Origin of the sequence: Virgisporangium ochraceum (genome assembly GCF_016863655.1) — a bacterium.
GTDB lineage: Bacteria > Actinomycetota > Actinomycetes > Mycobacteriales > Micromonosporaceae > Virgisporangium > Virgisporangium ochraceum.
The window spans coordinates 48,037-66,267 of sequence record NZ_BOPH01000073.1 but is presented as its reverse complement, the minus strand read 5'-3'; the positions used below and the strand labels follow the sequence as shown (position 1 = coordinate 66,267).

At 70.7% G+C, this 18,231-nt stretch carries 21 protein-coding genes; 10 read left to right on the top strand and 11 right to left on the bottom strand.

Features of this window, described 5'->3' with window-relative positions:
* Positions 1-118 precede the first annotated feature (118 nt).
* The 3 genes from Voc01_RS25565 to Voc01_RS54685 are packed head-to-tail and all read left to right on the top strand — an operon-like array spanning position 119 to position 2,202.
* A complete protein-coding gene (locus Voc01_RS25565) occupies positions 119-817 on the top strand; it encodes a phosphoadenylyl-sulfate reductase (RefSeq protein ID WP_203930083.1) in 699 nt (232 codons plus the stop codon).
* Between the two features lie 2 nt (positions 818-819).
* A complete protein-coding gene (locus Voc01_RS25560; RefSeq protein ID WP_203930141.1) occupies positions 820-1,491 on the top strand; it encodes a sirohydrochlorin chelatase in 672 nt (223 codons plus the stop codon).
* 36 nt (positions 1,492-1,527) lie between these two features.
* Complete coding sequence (locus Voc01_RS54685; RefSeq protein ID WP_373873869.1) at positions 1,528-2,202, top strand: TFIIB-type zinc ribbon-containing protein; 675 nt, start codon at positions 1,528-1,530, stop codon at positions 2,200-2,202.
* A 95-nt stretch (positions 2,203-2,297) separates the two neighbouring features.
* Here Voc01_RS54685 and Voc01_RS25550 read toward each other — a convergent pair whose 3' ends face one another.
* Both Voc01_RS25550 and Voc01_RS25545 read right to left on the bottom strand, forming a co-directional pair.
* Complete coding sequence (locus Voc01_RS25550) at positions 2,298-2,555, bottom strand: WhiB family transcriptional regulator (RefSeq protein WP_203930082.1); 258 nt, start codon at positions 2,553-2,555, stop codon at positions 2,298-2,300.
* Positions 2,556-2,869: 314 nt separating this feature from the next.
* Positions 2,870-3,820 (bottom strand): diacylglycerol/lipid kinase family protein, encoded by a 951-nt coding sequence (locus Voc01_RS25545; protein WP_203930081.1) that lies wholly within the window; start codon positions 3,818-3,820, stop codon positions 2,870-2,872.
* A 41-nt stretch (positions 3,821-3,861) separates the two neighbouring features.
* On the opposite strand from Voc01_RS25545, the gene Voc01_RS25540 reads away from it, so the two are divergent.
* Positions 3,862-4,215 carry a hypothetical protein gene (locus tag Voc01_RS25540; RefSeq protein WP_203930080.1) on the top strand — a complete coding sequence of 118 codons (354 nt, stop codon included), beginning with the start codon at positions 3,862-3,864 and terminating at the stop codon, positions 4,213-4,215.
* On the opposite strand, the gene Voc01_RS25535 is transcribed toward Voc01_RS25540, so the two are convergent.
* Both Voc01_RS25535 and sodN read right to left on the bottom strand, forming a co-directional pair.
* Entirely contained in the window at positions 4,212-4,622 is a 411-nt protein-coding gene (locus Voc01_RS25535) for an ATP-binding protein (RefSeq protein ID WP_203930079.1), read from the bottom strand. The two genes, Voc01_RS25540 and Voc01_RS25535, sit on opposite strands and share 4 nt — an antisense overlap.
* 101 nt (positions 4,623-4,723) lie before the next feature.
* Positions 4,724-5,140 (bottom strand): superoxide dismutase, Ni, encoded by a 417-nt coding sequence (gene sodN, locus Voc01_RS25530; RefSeq protein WP_203930078.1) that lies wholly within the window; start codon positions 5,138-5,140, stop codon positions 4,724-4,726.
* An 88-nt stretch (positions 5,141-5,228) separates the two neighbouring features.
* On the opposite strand from sodN, the gene Voc01_RS25525 reads away from it, so the two are divergent.
* The 3 genes from Voc01_RS25525 (at position 5,229) to Voc01_RS25515 (ending at position 7,803) form a co-directional block, all read left to right on the top strand.
* Positions 5,229-5,543 carry a S24/S26 family peptidase gene (locus Voc01_RS25525; protein WP_203930077.1) on the top strand — a complete coding sequence of 105 codons (315 nt, stop codon included), beginning with the start codon at positions 5,229-5,231 and terminating at the stop codon, positions 5,541-5,543.
* A gap of 143 nt (positions 5,544-5,686) precedes the next feature.
* A complete protein-coding gene (locus Voc01_RS25520; protein ID WP_239160485.1) occupies positions 5,687-6,832 on the top strand; it encodes an NAD(P)-dependent malic enzyme in 1,146 nt (381 codons plus the stop codon).
* On the top strand, positions 6,832-7,803 hold the full coding sequence (locus tag Voc01_RS25515) for a zinc-binding dehydrogenase (RefSeq protein ID WP_203930075.1): 972 nt from the start codon (positions 6,832-6,834) through the stop codon (positions 7,801-7,803). Before Voc01_RS25520 ends, Voc01_RS25515 begins: the two co-directional genes overlap by 1 nt.
* 1 nt (position 7,804) lies before the next feature.
* Here Voc01_RS25515 and Voc01_RS25510 read toward each other — a convergent pair whose 3' ends face one another.
* The gene (locus Voc01_RS25510; RefSeq protein WP_203930074.1) at positions 7,805-8,704 is read right to left on the bottom strand and encodes an alpha/beta hydrolase family protein; all 900 of its coding nucleotides are present in this window, start codon (positions 8,702-8,704) and stop codon (positions 7,805-7,807) included.
* A 47-nt stretch (positions 8,705-8,751) separates the two neighbouring features.
* On the opposite strand from Voc01_RS25510, the gene Voc01_RS25505 reads away from it, so the two are divergent.
* Positions 8,752-8,919, top strand: coding sequence for a hypothetical protein (locus tag Voc01_RS25505; protein WP_203930073.1), 168 nt, complete (start codon positions 8,752-8,754; stop codon positions 8,917-8,919).
* Between the two features lie 19 nt (positions 8,920-8,938).
* Here the strand turns inward: Voc01_RS25505 and Voc01_RS25500 are convergent, their stop codons facing one another.
* From Voc01_RS25500 to Voc01_RS25475, 6 genes are all read right to left on the bottom strand, one after another.
* Complete coding sequence (locus Voc01_RS25500) at positions 8,939-9,118, bottom strand: DUF6104 family protein (protein ID WP_203930072.1); 180 nt, start codon at positions 9,116-9,118, stop codon at positions 8,939-8,941.
* A 9-nt stretch (positions 9,119-9,127) separates the two neighbouring features.
* On the bottom strand, positions 9,128-10,081 hold the full coding sequence (locus Voc01_RS25495) for a threonine ammonia-lyase (protein WP_203930071.1): 954 nt from the start codon (positions 10,079-10,081) through the stop codon (positions 9,128-9,130).
* A complete protein-coding gene (locus Voc01_RS25490) occupies positions 10,078-13,851 on the bottom strand; it encodes a multifunctional oxoglutarate decarboxylase/oxoglutarate dehydrogenase thiamine pyrophosphate-binding subunit/dihydrolipoyllysine-residue succinyltransferase subunit (protein WP_203930070.1) in 3,774 nt (1,257 codons plus the stop codon). The genes Voc01_RS25495 and Voc01_RS25490 overlap by 4 nt, the downstream gene beginning before the upstream one ends.
* 149 nt (positions 13,852-14,000) lie before the next feature.
* Complete coding sequence (locus tag Voc01_RS25485) at positions 14,001-14,858, bottom strand: ABC transporter permease (protein WP_203930069.1); 858 nt, start codon at positions 14,856-14,858, stop codon at positions 14,001-14,003.
* Entirely contained in the window at positions 14,855-15,766 is a 912-nt protein-coding gene (locus Voc01_RS25480) for an ABC transporter ATP-binding protein (protein ID WP_203930068.1), read from the bottom strand. The genes Voc01_RS25485 and Voc01_RS25480 overlap by 4 nt, the downstream gene beginning before the upstream one ends.
* A gap of 85 nt (positions 15,767-15,851) precedes the next feature.
* Positions 15,852-16,250 (bottom strand): DUF3052 domain-containing protein, encoded by a 399-nt coding sequence (locus tag Voc01_RS25475; RefSeq protein WP_203930067.1) that lies wholly within the window; start codon positions 16,248-16,250, stop codon positions 15,852-15,854.
* An 83-nt stretch (positions 16,251-16,333) separates the two neighbouring features.
* Between Voc01_RS25475 and Voc01_RS25470 the strand changes: the two genes are divergently transcribed.
* Positions 16,334-17,089 (top strand): GNAT family N-acetyltransferase, encoded by a 756-nt coding sequence (locus tag Voc01_RS25470; RefSeq protein ID WP_203930066.1) that lies wholly within the window; start codon positions 16,334-16,336, stop codon positions 17,087-17,089.
* A gap of 24 nt (positions 17,090-17,113) precedes the next feature.
* The gene (locus Voc01_RS25465) at positions 17,114-17,971 is read left to right on the top strand and encodes a lysophospholipid acyltransferase family protein (protein ID WP_203930065.1); all 858 of its coding nucleotides are present in this window, start codon (positions 17,114-17,116) and stop codon (positions 17,969-17,971) included.
* The last annotated feature ends 260 nt before the right edge of the window (positions 17,972-18,231 follow it).

Here is an 18,231-nt window from a genome sequence, read left to right as displayed (position 1 = left end):
GCTCCGAAGACCTCCGTCCCCACGAGGCGTCGCACGGCGCCTGGGAGTGCCGGTCGTGCGTTCGCGTCTTCTCCGTCAAGTTCATTGGACTCTCGCCAACCCTGTTGGAGGCAAAGCGATGAGCACCGCAACCGCCACTGATCTGAAGGCCCTCGCCGTCGAGGCCTCTGCCCGTCTGGAAGGCAAGTCGGCCGAGAAGGTCGTCGAGTGGGCCGCCGCCGAGTTCGGCGAGCGCTTCTGTGTGACCAGTTCCTTCGCCGACGCTGTTCTCGCCCACGTGGTGTCGAAGGTCGTGCCCGGCATCGACGTCGTGTTCCTCGACACGGGCCTGCACTTCGCCGAGACGCTGCGCGTCCGCGAGGTCGTGCAGCGGTCGCTGCCGGTGACCGTCCGGTCGGTGCGGCCGGAGCAGACCGTCGCCGAGCAGGCCGAGGAGTACGGCCCGAAGCTGTGGGCCCGCAACCCCGACGAGTGCTGCGCGCTGCGCAAGGTCGAGCCGCTGGAGCGGGCCCTCGACCGGTACGACGCGTGGGCCGCGGGCCTGCGCCGCGACGAGTCCCCGTCGCGGGCGAACACGCCGGTGGTGCAGTTCGAGGCCGCCCGCAGCAAGGTGAAGGTCGCGCCGCTCTACAACTGGACGCAGGCCGACGTCGACGCGTACATCTCCCGCTACAACGTGCCGGTGAACGCGCTGCTGCGTCAGGGCTACGCGTCGGTGGGCTGCTGGCCGTGCACCAAGCGCACGCCGCCCGGCTCCGACCCGCGCGCCGGCCGCTGGCCCATGTTCGACAAGTCCGAGTGCGGTCTGCACAAGTGACGTTGGTTCTGGTCGCGCACGGGTCCGCGGACCCGCGCGCGGCGTTGCAGACCCGGGCCCTGGCCCGCGCCGTCGGGGGAGTGGCGACGTTCCTGGACCACGCCGGCCCCCGACCCGGCGAGGTGCTGGCCGGTCTGCGCCCGGCGGTGGTGGTTCCGCTGCTGTTGACGTCGGCCTACCACGGCCGGGTCGACATTCCGGCGGCGCTGGCCGGGCTGGGTACCGAGGTGGCGCTGGCCGACGTCCTCGGCCCGGTCGACGGGGTGGTCCCCCCCGAGCTGCTCGACGCCCTGGCCGGTCGTCTGACGCCCGGCCCGGGGTTCGACGGTCTGGTGCTGGCCGCGGCCGGCACCCGCGACCCGGACGCCCGGGAGACGGTGGCGCTGAGCGCGTCGGCCCTGGGGCGGCGTCTCGGGGTGCCCTGCATGGCCGCGTTCGCCACCTCCGACGGCATCCGCCCCGCCGACGCCGTGGCCCACCTTCGCGCCGGGGGTGCCCGCCGCGTGGCGATGTCGTCGTACTTCCTGGCCCCCGGCAAGCTGTGCGACCTGGCCGCCGCCGGTGCCCTCCGGGCCGGCGCCGTGGCGGTCAGCCCGCCGCTGGGTGCCCACCGCGACCTGGTCGCCCTGGTACGCCGACGCGCCGCGCGCGCTCGCACGCTGGTTGCCGCGTAACGGTCCGCCCGGGCGAGGTGGCGTTACGGTGTGGGAATGCGACAGCTGACGTGCCCCAAATGCCGCGGCGACATGCGCGTGCTCGAAAAGGTGGGCGTTGCGATCGACGAGTGCGTCGAGTGCCGGGGCATCTTCCTCGACCGGGGAGAGCTCGAGAAGCTCTTCGACGCCGAGAAGGCCTGGCAGGCCGAGCAGTTCGGCCCGCCGGTGCCGCCAGGGCCGGGAGTTCCCGGCGGACCGGGGCTCGGAGTTCCCGGCGGGCCTGGAGTTCCCGGCAGGCCTGGAGTTCCCGGCAGGCCTGGAGTTCCCGGCGGGCCCGGAGTTCCCGGTGGGCCCGGGCCGTCCGCTCCCGGCGTTCCCGGGGTGCCGCCCGCTCCCGGGGGCCCGCCTCCGGCTGGATTCCCTCCACCGGGATCACCACCCGGTCCCGGCGGCTACGCGCCACCGCCGCCTCCGGGGTCACCGCCAGGTGGGTTTGCGCCACCGCCGCCTCCCGGGTCGCCGCCGGGTGGTGGGTTCGCGCCGCCGCCGCCTCCGGGGGCGCCGCCCGGTGGGTTCGCTCCGCCACCGCCGCCTCCGGGTGGCCCGGGAGGCTTCGTGCCGCCTCCGCCGCCTCCACCCGGCCACCGGCCACAGGGCTCGCCCTACGGCCACGGCCACCACGGAGGCTCCCACCACCGGCGCGGGTTCCTCGAGGATCTCTTCGACTAGCGGCACAGTGGGAACCCCACACGTAGAACGGCCCCCGGACATCGTCCGGGGGCCGTTCTACGTGTGGGCAGCCGAGCTGGTGCCCGGCTCGCGTATCAGGCGGAGTGGGCACGCACCCGAAGGCCACCGCGGCGCTTGACGGCGCGGCGCTCTTCTTCGCTCATGCCACCCCACACACCGGCATCCTGCCCGGAGTCGAGAGCCCATCGAAGGCACTCATCGACAACCGAGCAGCGGCGGCAGACCGCCTTGGCCTGTTCCACCTGAAGCAGCGCGGGTCCGGATGTTCCAATCGGAAAGAACAGCTCCGGGTCCTCGTCGCGGCAGGCGGCAACGTGGCGCCAGTCCGACATGACGGCAACACTCCTTGCTTCGCGGATTACCAGATCATTTCTATGCATCTCGCGGTACCGGTCGAGTATTGGCGGTGTTGATGTCCGGCAGCGCGTGAGCAGGCGTCTTCGCTTGTGAATACTTTCACGAACTGCCGTGATGTCAAGGGGGCGACTGAGAAAAAATACGGCCGGTGAGCAACCTCACGCACCGTTTGTCCGTATTTATTCGAAAGGCGTTACCCCTGCTCGCAACAGTCAGTAACCAATGTAGTACCGCAGCAGGTTAAACGACGGACCTTCGTTGAGGTGTCGCGCCATATCCACTTGGACTCTCAACACACGACGCGGATCGCCTCGGGAACCGCGACAAACTCCACCTTACCCCGCTCTCCGAGGTAATCACCGTCAAGCTGCAACGCCATAGGACGTTCTGCCCGGAGCACGAACGAGTAAACGTCATGGACGATCATCACCTGTTTCCCGCTGATCCGGGCACGACCGCGCAGCAACTGGGACGCCAGCCGCGCCGTGCTCGGCACCCGCAGCACCTTGATCCCGAGCACGTCGAGCCCTGTGTCGAACGACGCGTCAACCGAGGCGTGGATCTCGCGTTCGCCCAGGTAGGTCCATGGGGCCGTGTTCTGGACGATCGCGCTCGCCAGGCCGAGCTCATCGGGGAAGCCCGATCTCGACAGGGTCATCCCCGGGGTCTTGCGATCGGTCTCGGTGAAGTACTGCGCCACGGCCGACCGGATGTAGAGGCCCGACGTCGACACGCGGCCCTTGAGCCGGGCCCGCTCGACGCGCCGCACCACCTCGGCGTCGAGGCCGAGGCCCGCGCAGAACGTGAAGTAGCGGTCGTCTGCTCGGCCGACCCCGATCGTGCGGGTGCGGTCGTCGCGCAGAGCACCGAGGATCACCTGGGTGGCCTCGGCCCAGTCACGGGGCAGCCCGACCGCGCGGGCGAAGACGTTTGTCGATCCGCCGGGAACGACGGCCAGCCGGGGACGCCGAGCGGCGCCGTACGCCGCGCCCTCGGTGCCGGCCGGATCCGCCGCGAGCAACCCGTTGACCGCCTCGTTGACCGTGCCGTCGCCGCCGAGCGTCACCACGAGGTCGACCCCGTCGCGGGCGGCGTCACGAACCAGCGACACGGCGTGACCACGCCGCATCGTGTACTCCAGCCGCAGATCCACCGTGCCGCGCAGCGCGCGGATGAGGAGATCACGGTTGTATTCGCTGGTCGTCGTCGCCTTGGGGTTGACGACGAGGAGCGCCCGCATGGGCCGAAGGGTACTCCGGCCGCCGGGTTAGGGTGGTTGGCGTGCCGGCCCGGTCGACGACGCTCTGGATCGCCACCGCGATCGTTGTGCTCGAAGCGGTGGCGGTGTGGGCGTACATCGTCTTCCTGGCGGTCGCCACGTCCGGCGAGGCCGGCGCCTGGCGCGTCATCGGCTACTTCGCCCTGTACGCGGTGGCGTTCACGGTACTGAGCGTCGGCCTGTGGCGGCGTCGCAAGTGGACGCGCGCCCCGCTGATCGTGCTGCAGCTGCTGCTCTCGGTGGCCGGCTTCAGTCTCGTGAACAACGGCGCACCGGCCGGTGCGGTGCTGGTGGTGCTGGCCGTCGGGTGCGCGGGCCTGCTGCTCGTGTCACAGACCCGCGAGGCGCTGGGCTAGAACCCGTCGATGGCCGGACGGCGCTTGGTCATGCGGATCGAGGCCCGCCCGTTGGCGATCGCGGCGTCGATCTCGTCGGCGAGCGCGCTGAGTACCTGCCACGAGAACGACTCGGCCGGCAGGCGCGGGCCGGACGACGTGGTGGGGACGCTGGTCTCGACCATCAACGCGTCGTCGGTGACCGTGAACAGGCACGACAACTCGGCTTCGGGGGTCGCGATCGGCAGCAGCATCGCGCACGCCTCGTCGACGGCGATGCGCAGGTCTTCGATCTCGTCGAGGGTGAACTGGAGGCGGGCGGCGAGACCCGCGGTGGCCGTGCGCAGGACGCCCAGGTACGCCCCGGCGGCGGGCACGGAAAGAACGACGACGTCATCTGCCCAAGGCTCTTGAATCACCTGCGTCACACCCGTAATCCCCCTCGCACCGACTCTATGGTCTATGCGTGACTGACATCGCGGCCCCCATACCCGTACCCGGGCGATGGGGGCCGCAACCGTCGAATCGATCAGGCCTGCTTGGTTTCCCAGAAGATCTTGGAGATCTCGTCGATCTTGCCCAGCAACTGCTCGGCAACGGCGGCGTCGACCGAGCCCTTGGCGCCGCTGGCGCCGGCGAGCTTGGTGGCCTCGTTGAAGAGGGCGTGCAGGTGCGGGTACTTCTCGAAGTGCGGCGGCTTGAAGTAGTCGGTCCACAGCACCCAGAGGTGGTGCTTCACGAGCTCGGCCCGCTGCTCCTTGATGACGATCGCCCGGGTGCGGAACTCGGGGTCCTCGTTGGCGGCGTACTTCTCGGCGATGGCCTTGATCGATTCAGCCTCGATGCGGGCCTGTGCCGGGTCGTACACGCCGCACGGCAGGTCACAGTGGGCGCTGACGACGGTACGCGGGGAAAGAACACTGGAGATGAGACGCGTCAACCGCATCGAACCCTCCCGGATGGTTTGCGATGATCCTCCGGTCTGACCCTACTCCGCTCCGCAGAAGCCGGCACAGCAACCCCGAGGCGGTGTGATGCGGTTCTTCACGGCCCGGGTGAGCGGACCGTCGATGGTGCCGACGCTGCGGTCGGGCGACCTGGTTCTCGTGCGGCGCACCGGGGTCGCCCGGCCCGGCGACGTCGTGGTCGCGCGCTTCCGCAGCCGACCCGACCTGCTCGTCGTGAAACGGGCGGTCCGCGCCGAGGCCGGCGGCTGGTGGCTGGTCAGCGACAACGGTCTCACCTCCGACGACTCCCGGGCGTACGGGGTGGCCGACGTCGTGGGCAGGGTGCTCTGCAGGTACTGGCCGTCTCCGGGGTCGGTTAAAGTGGGTCGGGACGTCGGCTGACGCAGGTAACCCCACGCTGCCGCCCTTTCGCCTCGACCCACCGGTCGCCTCCGCGAGAAGTTCATTTTCGAATCGCCAGCGCAATGAAGCGCACCCTGGAGGGCACCGTGACATCGTTCGACCCTGCTGATCCCATCTTCGCCATGCACAAGGGCGGCAAGCTCGCTGTGCATTCGACCGTTCCCCTCGCGACGCGCGAGGACCTCTCGATGGCCTACACGCCCGGGGTCGCCCGGGTCTGTGAGGCGATTGCCGCCGACGAGTCGCTGGTCCACGACTACACGTGGGTCGGCAGCACGGTCGCGGTGGTCACCGACGGAACCGCCGTGCTCGGCCTCGGCGACATCGGGCCCCGCGGCGCCATGCCCGTCATGGAGGGCAAGGCGGTGCTGTTCAAGCAGTTCGGAAACGTCGACGCCGTGCCGATCTGCCTCGACACCAAGGACCCCGACGCGATCGTCGCCGCGGTGACCGCCATGGCGCCGTCGTTCGGCGGCATCAACCTCGAGGACATCTCCGCCCCGCGGTGCTTCGACATCGAGCGCCGGCTGATCGAGGCGCTCGACATTCCGGTGTTCCACGACGACCAGCACGGCACGGCGATCGTGGTGCTGGCGGCGCTGCGCAACGCGTCCACCCTTCTGCGCCGCGACCTGGGTGACCTCCGCGTGGTGATCTCCGGGGCGGGCGCCTCCGGCACGGCCGTGGCGAAGATGCTCATCGCCGGCGGCGTCGACGGCGCCGAGGTGATCGTGCTCGACTCGCGCGGGACGATCCACAGCGGGCGCGGCGACCTCAACGAGGCGAAGCGCGGGCTGGCCGAGATCACCAACGAGAAGCGCACCGACGGCGGCATCCACGAGGCGCTCAAGGGCGCCGACGTGCTGATCGGCCTCAGCGGCGGCACCATCCCCGAAGACGCGTTGGCCGGCATGAACGCCGGTGGCGTGATCTTCGCGTTGGCCAACCCGACGCCCGAGGTGCTGCCGTCGATCGCGCACCGGCACGCGGCCCTCGTCGCCACCGGCCGCAGCGACTTCCCGAACCAGATCAACAACGTCCTGGCGTTCCCGGGGGTGTTCCGCGGCGCGCTCGACGCCCGCGCCACCCGCATCACCGAGGGCATGAAGCTGGCCGCGGCGGAGGCGATCGCCGGCACCGTCGCCGGCGACCTGAAGCCCGACGCCATCGTGCCCAGCGCGCTCGACCCGAGCGTCGCATCGGTGGTCGCGCATGCTGTGGCAGAGACCGCACGGCGGGAAGGGGTCTGTCGCGGTAGCGTCACCTGATGCGCGCCGCCTACGCCGTCACCGCCAACGACGACGACCCGCTCGCCGCCCTCGAGGTCGGCGAGCGGCCCGAACCCCACACCGAGTTCGACCCGAAGACCGGGCTCGACGACTGGGTGACGGTGGAGGTGAAGGCGAGCTCGCTCAACCACCACGACCTGTGGTCGCTGCGCGGGGTCGGTCTCCCGCCCGACAAGCTGCCGATGATCCTCGGCTGCGACGCGGCGGGCATCGGCCCCGACGGCAACGAGGTGGTGGTCAACTCGATCATCCTCGACGCACCAGGTGCCCCGCCGTTCTCGATCCTGTCGGAGCACTTCCAGGGCACCTTCGCCGAGCGGGTGGCCGTACCGGCGGCGAACCTGCTGCCGAAGCCGGCCGAGCTGAGCTTCGCCGAGGCGGCCTGCCTGCCGACCGCGTGGCTCACCGCCTACCGGATGCTCACCACCAAGGGACGCCTGCCCGAGAACGGGTCGGTCCTGATCCAGGGCGCCGGCGGCGGGGTGGCCACCGCGGCGGTGGTGCTGGCGCAGGCGCTCGGTGCGCGCGTCTACGCCACCAGCCGCGACCCGGGCAAGCGCGAGAAGATCGCGGCGCTGGGCGCCACGGCGCTGGAGCCCGGCGCCCGGCTGCCCGAGCGGGTCGACGTGGTGATCGAAACCGTCGGTGCGGCCACCTTCGAGCACTCCATGAAGTGCGCGAACTTCGGCGGCCGCATCGTGGTGTCGGGCGCCACCGCCGGTCACCTGCCGGAGGTCAACCTGCGGCGGGTGTTCGCCCTGCAGTTGGAGATCCTCGGCACGAGCATGGGCACCTCGGAGGAGCTCGGCGCGCTGCTGGCGCTGTGCGCGGCCCGCGGCGTCCGGCCGGTGATCGACTCCGAGTTCGGCTTCTCGGAGATCCGCGACGCCTTCGCGAAGCTCCACAAGGGTGACGTCTTCGGCAAGCTCGTCATCGACCACACGCGGTAGCTCACAGGCGGTTGTCGAGCACGCCCGTCGGTTTGGCGTCGGTCGCCAGGCGGGTCTTGGCCTCGGGGTCGCCGTAGAGGGTGTAGCGCAGGAAGTCCAGCGACGAGGTCGCCACGATCGTGAACTCCGGGCTCGACTCGCGCTGGTACGGCGTCGAGTGGTTGCCGCCGGGCAGCGTGAGCAGCGCCTTCGGCCACTTCAACGCGTCGAACACGGCCCTGCCCGACGCGTACGCGACCACCTCGTCGGCGTCGCCGTGCACGAAGAACAGCGGCACCGCCGCGCCCAGGAAGTTGGTGCCCACCCCGAGGCCCGTGCCGGCGAACACCACACCGCCGGTCAGGCGCTCGTCGCGTCCGATCGTGAACAGACCGATCGTGGTGACCGCGCCGCCGCTGTGACCGGCGGCGCCGATGCGGGCCGGGTCGATGCGGTCCTTGACCGCGCCGGCGAGCACCTGCGTGATCACGAAGGACGCGTCGGCGGGCTGGTTGAGGACGTCGAGCACGTCGAAGGTGGCCGCGCCGCGGCTCGTCTTCGGGTACGCCGGTGCCACCACCACGAAGCCGGCCGCCGCCCACCGCCGCAGCAGCGGCGCGAAGTCGGCGGGCAGCCCCTGCAGGCCGTGGCTGAACAGGACCAGCGGGTACTTCCCGGCCGTGCGCGGGTACCACGTCGTCGTCTTCAGCACGCGCGTCCCATCGCGGGTGAACGTGTCTGTGCGGGTCGCGACCTCGAACGTGCGCGACGGCGCGCGACCCGGGGGCGGCGCCGGCGCGGCCGAGGCGGACCCGCCCGGGATCGGCGCGGCCTCCGACGTGCGGCCGACCCGGTCGACCACGCCGCAGCCGCCCAGGACGAGAGCCAGGGCCAGAGAGAGGATCACGGTCGGTACGCGCACGGCACCGAGGCTAGCGCGGGGACCCTAGAGGGCTAAGGTAGCTGTCCATGTCTGACGAGCAGCAGGACCCGAGCGCGAACACCCAGGCATTCCGGGCATTCGCCCAGGGGAGTGAACCGGCGGAGCCCGCGAAGACCAACCTGGTCATGATCATCAGCATCGCCGCCGCCGCGCTGGTGGCGGTGGTCGTGGCGGTGGTTCTCCTGCTGCTCTAGCCGCTCGGCTACTCGTCGGCTACTCGTCGTCTTCGTCGTCGAGGCGCGCCAGCCAGGTGGCCAGGCGCTCCGTCGCCGTCTCGAACTCCGGGTTCAGGTCGACGAAGTCGCGCAGCCGCTCGGCGAGCCAGTCGAAGGTGACGGATTCCTGACCCCGCCGCTCGGCGAGCTCCTCGATGCCCCGGTCGGTGAAGTACACGCAGCCATCCTAGAACCCGGCCCAGCGGCGGTAGGCGTCCATGTCCGCGTTGCCGCCGCAGACGATCGTCACCACGTGGCGACCGGCGAAGCGACCCGGATCCTCGAGGACGGCGGCGACGCCGAGGGCCGCCGACGGCTCGGCGACGACGCCGGCCTCCTCCAGGAGCAGGCGGAGGCCCGCCACGATCGACGCCTCCTCCACCAGAACGGCGTCGTCAGCGACCTGCAGGAGGTCGTCGAGCACAGCGGCGATCGGGAACCGGCCGGCCACACCATCGGCGATCGTGGCCATCGAGTCGGTGGTGACGACCCGGCGCTCGCGCCACGACAGCGTCATCGCCGGAGCGCCGGCCGGCTGGACGCAGATGACCTCCACCCCGGGCGCCAGCTCCTTCAGCACGTGGCCCACGCCGGTCGCCATCGCACCGCCGCCGAGGGCGATCAGCACCGCGTCACCGGGGGACACCCGGTCGACCAGCTCCAGGCCGATCGTGGCGGCACCCTCGCAGGTCTCGACGTCGAGGCTGTCCTCGACCAGCCGGACGCCGCGCTGCCGGGCCAGCTCGACCGCCCGCTCCCGGGCCGCCTCGAAGTCGCCGTCGACCAGCTCCAGCGTCGTGCCGAGCGCGCGGATCCGGTCGAGCTTCGCCGCCGGTGCCCGGCGCGACGCCACCACCGTGACGTCGACGCCGCGGCGGCGGCCCGACCAACCGAGCGCCCAGCCCAGGTTGCCCGCGCTGGCGCACACCGCGGCCCCGTCACGCAGCTGGCTGGTGACGAGCTCGGTGCCCCGGCCCTTGAAGCTCCGGACCGGGTTGGCCGTCTCCAGCTTGATGCTCACCGCGCAGCCCAGCCGGTGCCCCAGGGGATCGCAGCGGAACAGCGGCGAATCCAGGAACACCGGGTCGATCACGTGCCGGGCCGCGCGGATCCGATCGAGATCGAGGCGCGTGCCGGTCACTGGCTGGGCAGGGCGGCTTCGATCAGTGCGGACTGCTCGACGTCGTGCATCTTGGTCGAGCCGACCGCGGGAGCGGCGGCGGCCGGGCGGGAGATGCGGCGCAGCCGCACGCCCTCCAGGTGCTCGAGCAGGTTGAGCGCGATGAACGACCAGGCACCCTGGTTCGCCGGCTCCTCCTGCACCCAGGCGAAGTCCTCGGCGTTCGGGTAGCGGCCGAGCGCCGCGCGCAGCTCGTCGACCGGCAGCGGGTACAGCTGCTCGACCCGCACGATCGCCACGTCGTCGATCTTGCGGTCGGCCCGGGCCTGCAGCAGGTCGTAGAAGACCTTGCCCGAGCACAGCAGGACGCGCTTCACCTTGGACGGGTCCGTGATCACCGTGTCGCCGATGACCGGCTGGAACGTGTGCTCGGTGAAGTCGGCGACCGACGACACGCACAGCCGGTGCCGCAGCAGCGACTTGGGCGTGAACACCACCAGCGGCTTCTTCTTCGTCGACAGCGCCTGCCGGCGCAGCAGGTGGAAGTAGTTCGCCGGGGTGGTCGGCACCGCGACCCGCATGTTGTCCTCCGCGCACAGCTGGAGGTAGCGCTCCAGCCGGCCCGAGGTGTGGTCGGGACCCTGACCCTCGTGCGAGTGCGGCAGCAGCAGCGTCACCGCCGACTGCTGGCCCCACTTCACCTCGCCCGACGACACGAACTCGTCGACGATCGACTGCGCGCCGTTGACGAAGTCGCCGAACTGCGCCTCCCACAGCACCAGCGCGTCGAGGTTCTCGACCGAGTAGCCGTACTCGAAGCCCATCGCGGCGAACTCGCTGAGCAGCGAGTCGTAGGCGAAGAACCGCGTGGTGTCGTTGAGCGACTGGACCGGCAGGTAGTCCTTGCCGGTGACCGAGTCGACCACCGCGGCGTGCCGCTGCACGAACGTGCCGCGCCGCGAGTCCTGCCCGGCCAGGCGCACCGTGACGCCCTGCTCGACCAGCGAGCCGAACGCGATGATCTCGCCGAAGCCCCAGTCGATGTTGCCCTCGACCGCCATCTTCGCCCGGCGCTCGAGCAGCTGCTGCACCCGCTTGTGCGGCGTGAAGCCCTCGGGCAGGTTGACGTGCGCCTCGCCGATGCGGCGGAGCACCTCGGCGTCGACGTGGGTGTCGACCTCGGGCTCCGGCTCCGGGTCACGCAGGCGCGACCGGCGCGTCGACGGGCCGGACGTGTCGCGGGTCGCCTTGAACACCGTCTCGAGCTGGGAGTTGAAGTCGCGCAGCGACTCCTCGGCCTCCTCGAGCGTGATGTCGCCGCGGCCGATCAGCTCCTCGGTGTAGATCTTCCGGACCGAGCGCTTCTGGTCGATGATCGCGTACATCAGCGGGTTGGTCATCGACGGGTCGTCGCCCTCGTTGTGACCGCGCCGCCGGTAGCAGACCAGGTCGATCACGACGTCCTTGTGGAACGCCTGGCGGTACTCGAACGCCAGCCGGGCCACCCGGACGACCGCCTCGGGGTCGTCGCCGTTCACGTGGAAGATCGGCGCCTGGATCATCCTGGCGACGTCGGTGGAGTACAGGGACGAGCGTGAGTACTCCGGCGCGGTGGTGAACCCGACCTGGTTGTTGACCACGACGTGCACCGTGCCGCCGGTGCGGTAGCCCGGGATCTGCGACAGGTTGAGCGTCTCGGCGACCACGCCCTGACCGGCGAACGCCGCGTCGCCGTGCACCAGCAGCGGCAGCACGGTGTAGCCCTCGAGCTTGAGGTCGATGCGGTCCTGCTTGGCCCGCACGATGCCCTCGAGCACCGGGTTCACGGCTTCCAGATGCGACGGGTTGGCAGTGACGCTCACCGTGGTGGCGTGCTCGCCGTCGGGCGTCGTGAACTTGCCCGTCTGGCCCAGGTGGTACTTCACGTCGCCGGAGCCGTGCGCGCTCTTCAGGTCGAGGTGACCCTCGAACTCGGAGAAGATCTTCTCGTACGGCTTGCCGACGATGTTGGCCAGCACGTTGAGCCGGCCGCGGTGGGCCATGCCGATGACGACCTCGTCGAGGTCGGCCTCCGCCGAGTTCTGCAGGATCTCGTCGAGCAGCGGGATCAGCGACTCGCCGCCCTCCAGCGAGAACCGCCGCTGGCCGACGAACTTCGTCTGCAGGAACGTCTCGAACGCCTCGGCGGCGTTGAGGCGGCCCAGGATGTGCTTCTGCTCCTCGGTCGACGGCTTCTCGTACTTCTTCTCGACCCGGGTGGCGATCCAGCGCCGCTCCTCCGGGTCCATGATGTGCATGTACTCGACGCCGACGCGCCGGCAGTACGAGTCGCGCAGCACGCCGAGCACCGACCGGAGCTTCATCTTCTCCTGGCCGGAGAATCCGCCGACCGGGAACATGCGGTCGAGGTCCCACAGCGTGAGGCCGTGCTCGAGCACGTCGAGGTCGGGGTGCTGGCGGATCTTGAACTCGAGCGGGTCGGTGTCGGCCATCATGTGACCGCGGACCCGGTAGGCGTGGATCAGCTCGATGACCCGCGCCGCCTTGTCGATCTGCCCCTCGGAGGTGCGGGCGACGTCGCTGACCCAACGCACCGGCTCGTACGGGATCCGCAGCGACGTGAAGATCTCGTCGTAGAACCGGTGCTCGCCGAGCATCAGCTCGTGGATGACCTTGAGGAACTCGCCCGACTGCGCACCCTGGATGATGCGGTGGTCGTAGGTGCTCGTCAGCGTGATGATCTTGCTGACGGCGAGCTCGGCGAGCTGGTCCTCGGCCATTCCGGCGAACGGCGCCGGGTACTCCATCGCGCCGACACCGAGGATGGTGCCCTGGCCGACCATGAGCCGCGGCTGCGAGTGGACCGTGCCGATGCCGCCCGGGTTGGTGAGCGAGATCGTGGTGCCGGCGTAGTCGTCCATGGTCAGCTCGTTGCGCCGGGCCCGTCGCACGATGTCTTCGTACGCGCTCCAGAACTGGCGGAAGTCCATCGCCTCGCAGGCCTTGATGCTCGGCACCACGAGCGTGCGGCTGCCGTCGGGCTTCGCGAGGTCGATCGCGATACCGAGGTTGACGTGCTCCGGCTTGACCAGTGCGGGCTTGCCGTCGACCTCGAGGAACGAGTTGTTCATCTCGGGGTGGGCGGCCAGCGCCTTCACCATCGCGTAGCCGATGAGGTGGGTGAAGCTCACCTTGCCGCCGCGACCACGCTTGAGGTGGTTGTTGATGACGATGCGGTTGTCGGCGAGCAGCTTCGCCGGCACGGCCCGCACGCTGGTGGCGGTCGGAACCTGGAGCGAGGTCTCCATGTTCTGGACGATCCGGGCGGCGACGCCACGCAGCGGGACGGTCTGCGTCTGCTTGGCGTCCTTCGCCCCGGACTCGTCGGCCTTCGGCTTCGCGGGAGCGACGGTCTTGGCGGGCGTCTTGGCGGGGGCTTCGGCGGGGGCCTTTGCCGGGGTCTTCGCCGGCTCGGCCCTGGCGGGAGCCGCTGCCTTCGCCGGCTCGGCCTTCTTCGGTGCGGCGGCCTTGGGGGCCGGCTCGTCGGTGGGCTTGTCTGCCGGCTTGTCGGCCGGTGGAGCGCTCGCACCGTCGGCCTTCGCGGTCTCGGTGTCGGCCGGTTCGGTGGTGTCTTCCTCTGCCGGCTTGTAGTCGGCGAAGAACTCGTGCCACGCCGGATCGACGCTGCCCGGGTCGGCCAGGTAGCGCTGGTACATGTCTTCAACGATCCACTCGTTGGGGCCGAAGCCAGCGAGGGGGTTGTCTTGCGGGCTGGTCGCCTGGGTCGACACGGGAGGTATCGCCTCTTCCACGGTGACGGTTAGATCCGCGGTCAAGGCTACGCGCTCTGGTGGATCTTGGACTCCGGTACGTGCCTCCGTCGCCTCCGCCGGCGACAAATCGGCTGCCGCCAGCACGCACCGGAGTCCCAGATCGGTCCTTACGAGATGTCGCGCTTACGCAGGATGAGCGTGCCGACCACGCCGCAGAGGACGCCGTAGGCCAGCATCACGATGCCGCCGACCCAGTACTCCGGCGCGTCGGGGAACGCCTCGGTGGCCGAGACGAAGACCTGCGCGGCCACCGCCGGCACGATCACCTGGGCCTGCAGGACCCAGTCCTCCTTGATCAGGTACTCGTGGATCAGGAAGAAGATGATCGTGGCGGCCTGGGTGCCGATCACGTACAGCAGCGACCCGGTGAGCACCGCGCCGATCTGGTTGCGGATCAGCGCGCCGAACCCGACGCCCACGATCCCCCAGAGGATGAACACCAGCAGGTTGAAGATGATCGCCCGCTGGACCTCCCACTCGCCGAGGCCGTTCGACACCTCCTGCGCCTGGAAGAACAGGAGCCCGGTTGGCAGACTCATGACGGTCGTGACCAGCCAGAACACCGCCGCGAACGCGACGCCGGTGACGAGCTTGGCCGCCATCACCGACGACCGGTGCGGCGTGGTCAGGAACGTCGCTGTCGCGGTCTGGTGGTAGAACTCGTTCGTCACGATCAGCATGCCCAGCATCAGCACGAACAGGCCGCCGAAGAACTGGCCCGAGGTGAAGATGTTGGCGGCCTGCGCGATCACCTGGCTCTGCGACTCGTACTGCTGCACGGCGTTGGCCGCGTCCTCGGCGTTCATGCCGGACGTGTCCGGCCGCTCCTGGTTGAGGAAGAAGTCGGCCTGCAGGCAGTTGACCAGCAGCGCCAGCGCGGTGGTGCCGATGACGCCGAGGCCGAACAGCCACCAGGTGTTCGTGGTACGGATCTTGAGAAGCTCGCCGCGGATCAGCCCGGTCATCGGATGGCCGCCTTTCCGTGGGTGAGTTCGAGGAACACGCGTTCGAGGTCGGGCCGGTCGGTGAACAACTCGTGGAGGACGACGCCCGCGTTGAGCGCGGCGGCACCCACGCCGGGCGCGTCGATCCCGGTGACGAACACCGCGCCGTCCGGGCCGTTCTCTAGCACGGCGCCGGCGGTGGTCAGCGCGTCGCGGAGCTTCTCCATGTCCGGGGTGCGGACCCGTACCCGCGAGGAGGTGGCCATCGAGTCGACCACGGCGCTCACCGGCCCCTGCCGCACCAGTTGCCCCGCCGCGATGATCACGATGTCGTCGGCCAGGATCTGCATCTCCGACAGCAGGTGGCTGGAGACGAGCACCGTGCGCCCCTGGGCGGCCAGCCCCTTGAGCAGGTCACGCATCCAGCGGATGCCCTCCGGGTCGAGCCCGTTGGCCGGCTCGTCCAGGATCAGCACCTGCGGGTCGCCGAGCAGCGCGGCGGCGATGCCCAGCCGCTGCTTCATGCCCAGCGAGTACCCCTTGAACTTGCGGTTGCCGGCCGCGTCGAGCGCGACCAGCTTGAGCACGTCGTCGACCCGGCTCGCCGGCAGCCCGGCCGCCGCGGCGATCACCCGCAGATGGTTGCGCCCGGTGCGGCCCTTGTGCGCGCTGGACGCCTCCAGCACCGCACCGACCGTGCGGATCGGCTGCTGCAGGTCGGCGTAGCGCTGGCCGCCGATGGTCGCGTGACCGGCGGTGGGTGTGACGAGGTTGAGCAGCATGCGCAGCGTCGTGGTCTTGCCCGCCCCGTTGGGACCGAGGAAGCCGGTGACGCGGCCCGGCTGCACCTCGAAGGAAAGGTTGTCCACGGCTCTGACCCGTTTGTACTGCTTGGTCAGGCCGGAGACGACGATCTGTCCGTTGGACATCGATCGGTCTCCTCAAAGTTTCGCGATGTGTGACGCCCGATGTTCCCTTATTTCGCCCATCCGTGTGGGGTCAGGGTCGGTGATCTCACCGGTCGGAAACCCGGATGACGTGCTTCAACGCTGACCAGGTGTCGTCGACCGCGCACACCTTGACGTCGACGCGACCGTGCGACAGCGCGTAGTGGCGGATCGTGTTCTCGGAGAGGTCGGTGACCACCCCCGACGATCGCTTAGGCCACATGACCCACAGGGCGCCGGCCGGCGTGGTCAGCGGGTGCAGCACCGGCCACCGGGCGGCCAGCCGCCGGCTGTCGGCACAGAAGCACAGCACCACGTCGTACGGCTCCGACCGCTGGACCCGGCGGTGCACCACCGCACCGGGCGGCCAGTCCGGGTCGAAGCCGGCCGCGCCGTCGACGAGCACGCGGTGGCCGGGCACCACACCGAGCTTCCGGACGAGGGGCGTCGCGCTGTAACCAGCCACGTGCGACACGTTCTCACGCCCGCGCCGGCCACGCTTCACGGCCGCGCCAACTGGGCGTCACCGTCGGCCCTTACACAGATGCCATGACCATTCTCGCGGCCACACCGGCGGGGTCAGTTCCGACCGGCGCCACCCGCCGGTACACGGTGCACATCGCCACGGAAGGTGCCCGGGTGCGGGACGCCCAGGCGCTGCGCCACCGTGTCTTCGCCGGTGAACTCGGAGCCGTGCTGCACACCCCCGAGCCCGGCTTCGACATCGACCCCTTCGACGCCGACTGCGACCACCTCGTCATCCTGACCGACGACGACGAGGTGGTCGGCACCTACCGCATGCTGCCGCCCGGCCGGCGCGAGAAGCTCTACGCCGACGGCGAGTTCGACCTGCGCGGCCTGGCGCCGCTGCGGCCCGGGCTCGTCGAGACCGGCCGCTCCTGCGTGCACCCCGACCACCGCACCGGCGCGGTGATCAACCTGATCTGGCAGGGCATCGCCCGCTACATGCACCTGCACGACCACCGGTGGCTGATCGGCTGCGCGAGCGTGCCGCTCGACGACGGCGGAGCCACCGCGGCCGGCGTGTGGGAGCTGACCCGGCGCCGCAACCTGGCCCCGCCGGCCTGGCGGGTCAGCCCGCGCAACCCGTGGCCGACCGCCACGCCCGCGCTCACCGACCGCCGGGCGAGCATGCCGCCGCTGCTCAAGGGCTACCTGCGCCTCGGTGCCTGGGTGTGCGGCCCGCCCGCCCACGACCCGGACTTCGATGTCGCCGACTTCCTCGTGCTGCTCGGCCTCGACCGGGTCGACCCGCGGTACATGCGCCACTTCCTCGGCGTCTGACCGGCAACGGAGAGGGGTCACGACATGGAAGCCGCGCTCTGGCGTCCCGCGTCCACCTGCACCACGGCGTGCCTTCCGCGGCCCGGCGCCGAACCGCGGGCCCGGCCCACAACGGTGGCCGGCCGGGTGGTCGCGGCGGCCGCGGTGCTGCTGTTCGCCGCGGCGGTACTGCCGCTGCTGCCGGACGGCCGGGTGCCGGGAACGGCCCGCCGGATCGCCCGCGCCCTGCTCGCCGCGCTCGGAGTGCGGCACGAGGTGACCGGCCGCCTGGCCACCCGGCGCGCGCTCGTGGTGGCCAACCACGTGTCGTGGCTCGACGTGGTGGTGCTCGCCGCGCACCTGCCGGCCAGGCCGCTGGCGAAGAGCGAGGTGCGGCTGTGGCCGGTGGTGGGCCGCCTCGCCGTCGCGATGGGCACGGTGTTCATCGACCGGAGCCGGCCCCGCTCGCTGCCGGCGACGGTCGACGCGGTCGCCGGCGCGCTGCGCGGCGGCGGCGCGGTGGTGGCGTTCCCGGAGGGCACCACCTGGTGCGGCCGGGCCAGCGGACCGCTGCGGCCGGCGCTGTTCCAGGCGGCGCTGCGCGTGGGCGCCGTGGTGGCGCCGGTGCGCCTCACGTTCGCGCTCGCCGACGGCTCGCCGACCACGGTGGCCGCGTTCATCGGCGACGAGTCGCTGCTGACGTCGCTGCGCCGGGTGCTGACCGCCCGCGGGCTGGCTGTGACGCTGCGGGCGCACCCGCCGATCCATCCCGGGCTCGGTGCCACCCGGCGCGGGCTGGCCGGCGTCACGCAGACCGTGCTCCGGTCGGGGAGCCCGACAGTCCACATGACGGGAACCTCGGATTCCGTGCAACCCTCCGTGTCCCCACCGCGTCAGATGTAGCGGTGACGTTCTTCTCTCCTCCCCAATGACGGTGGGCGGGCCGGCTCCAAATCGAGGGTGGAGTTTGGCCTGCCCACCGTGTCACTCCGGGGAGTACCCGGGGGGATGGGTGAACGGGTTGCCGGGGACGAGCTGTTCGGGGGCGTACCCGGCAACCCCACTCCCGGGCCGGAAGAGGCTCGGCCGGTCGGATCGACGACCGTAACCGTTCGGATAGTCATCTGTCGTTTTCCCGCCACACCCTGTTACAGGCGTCGATC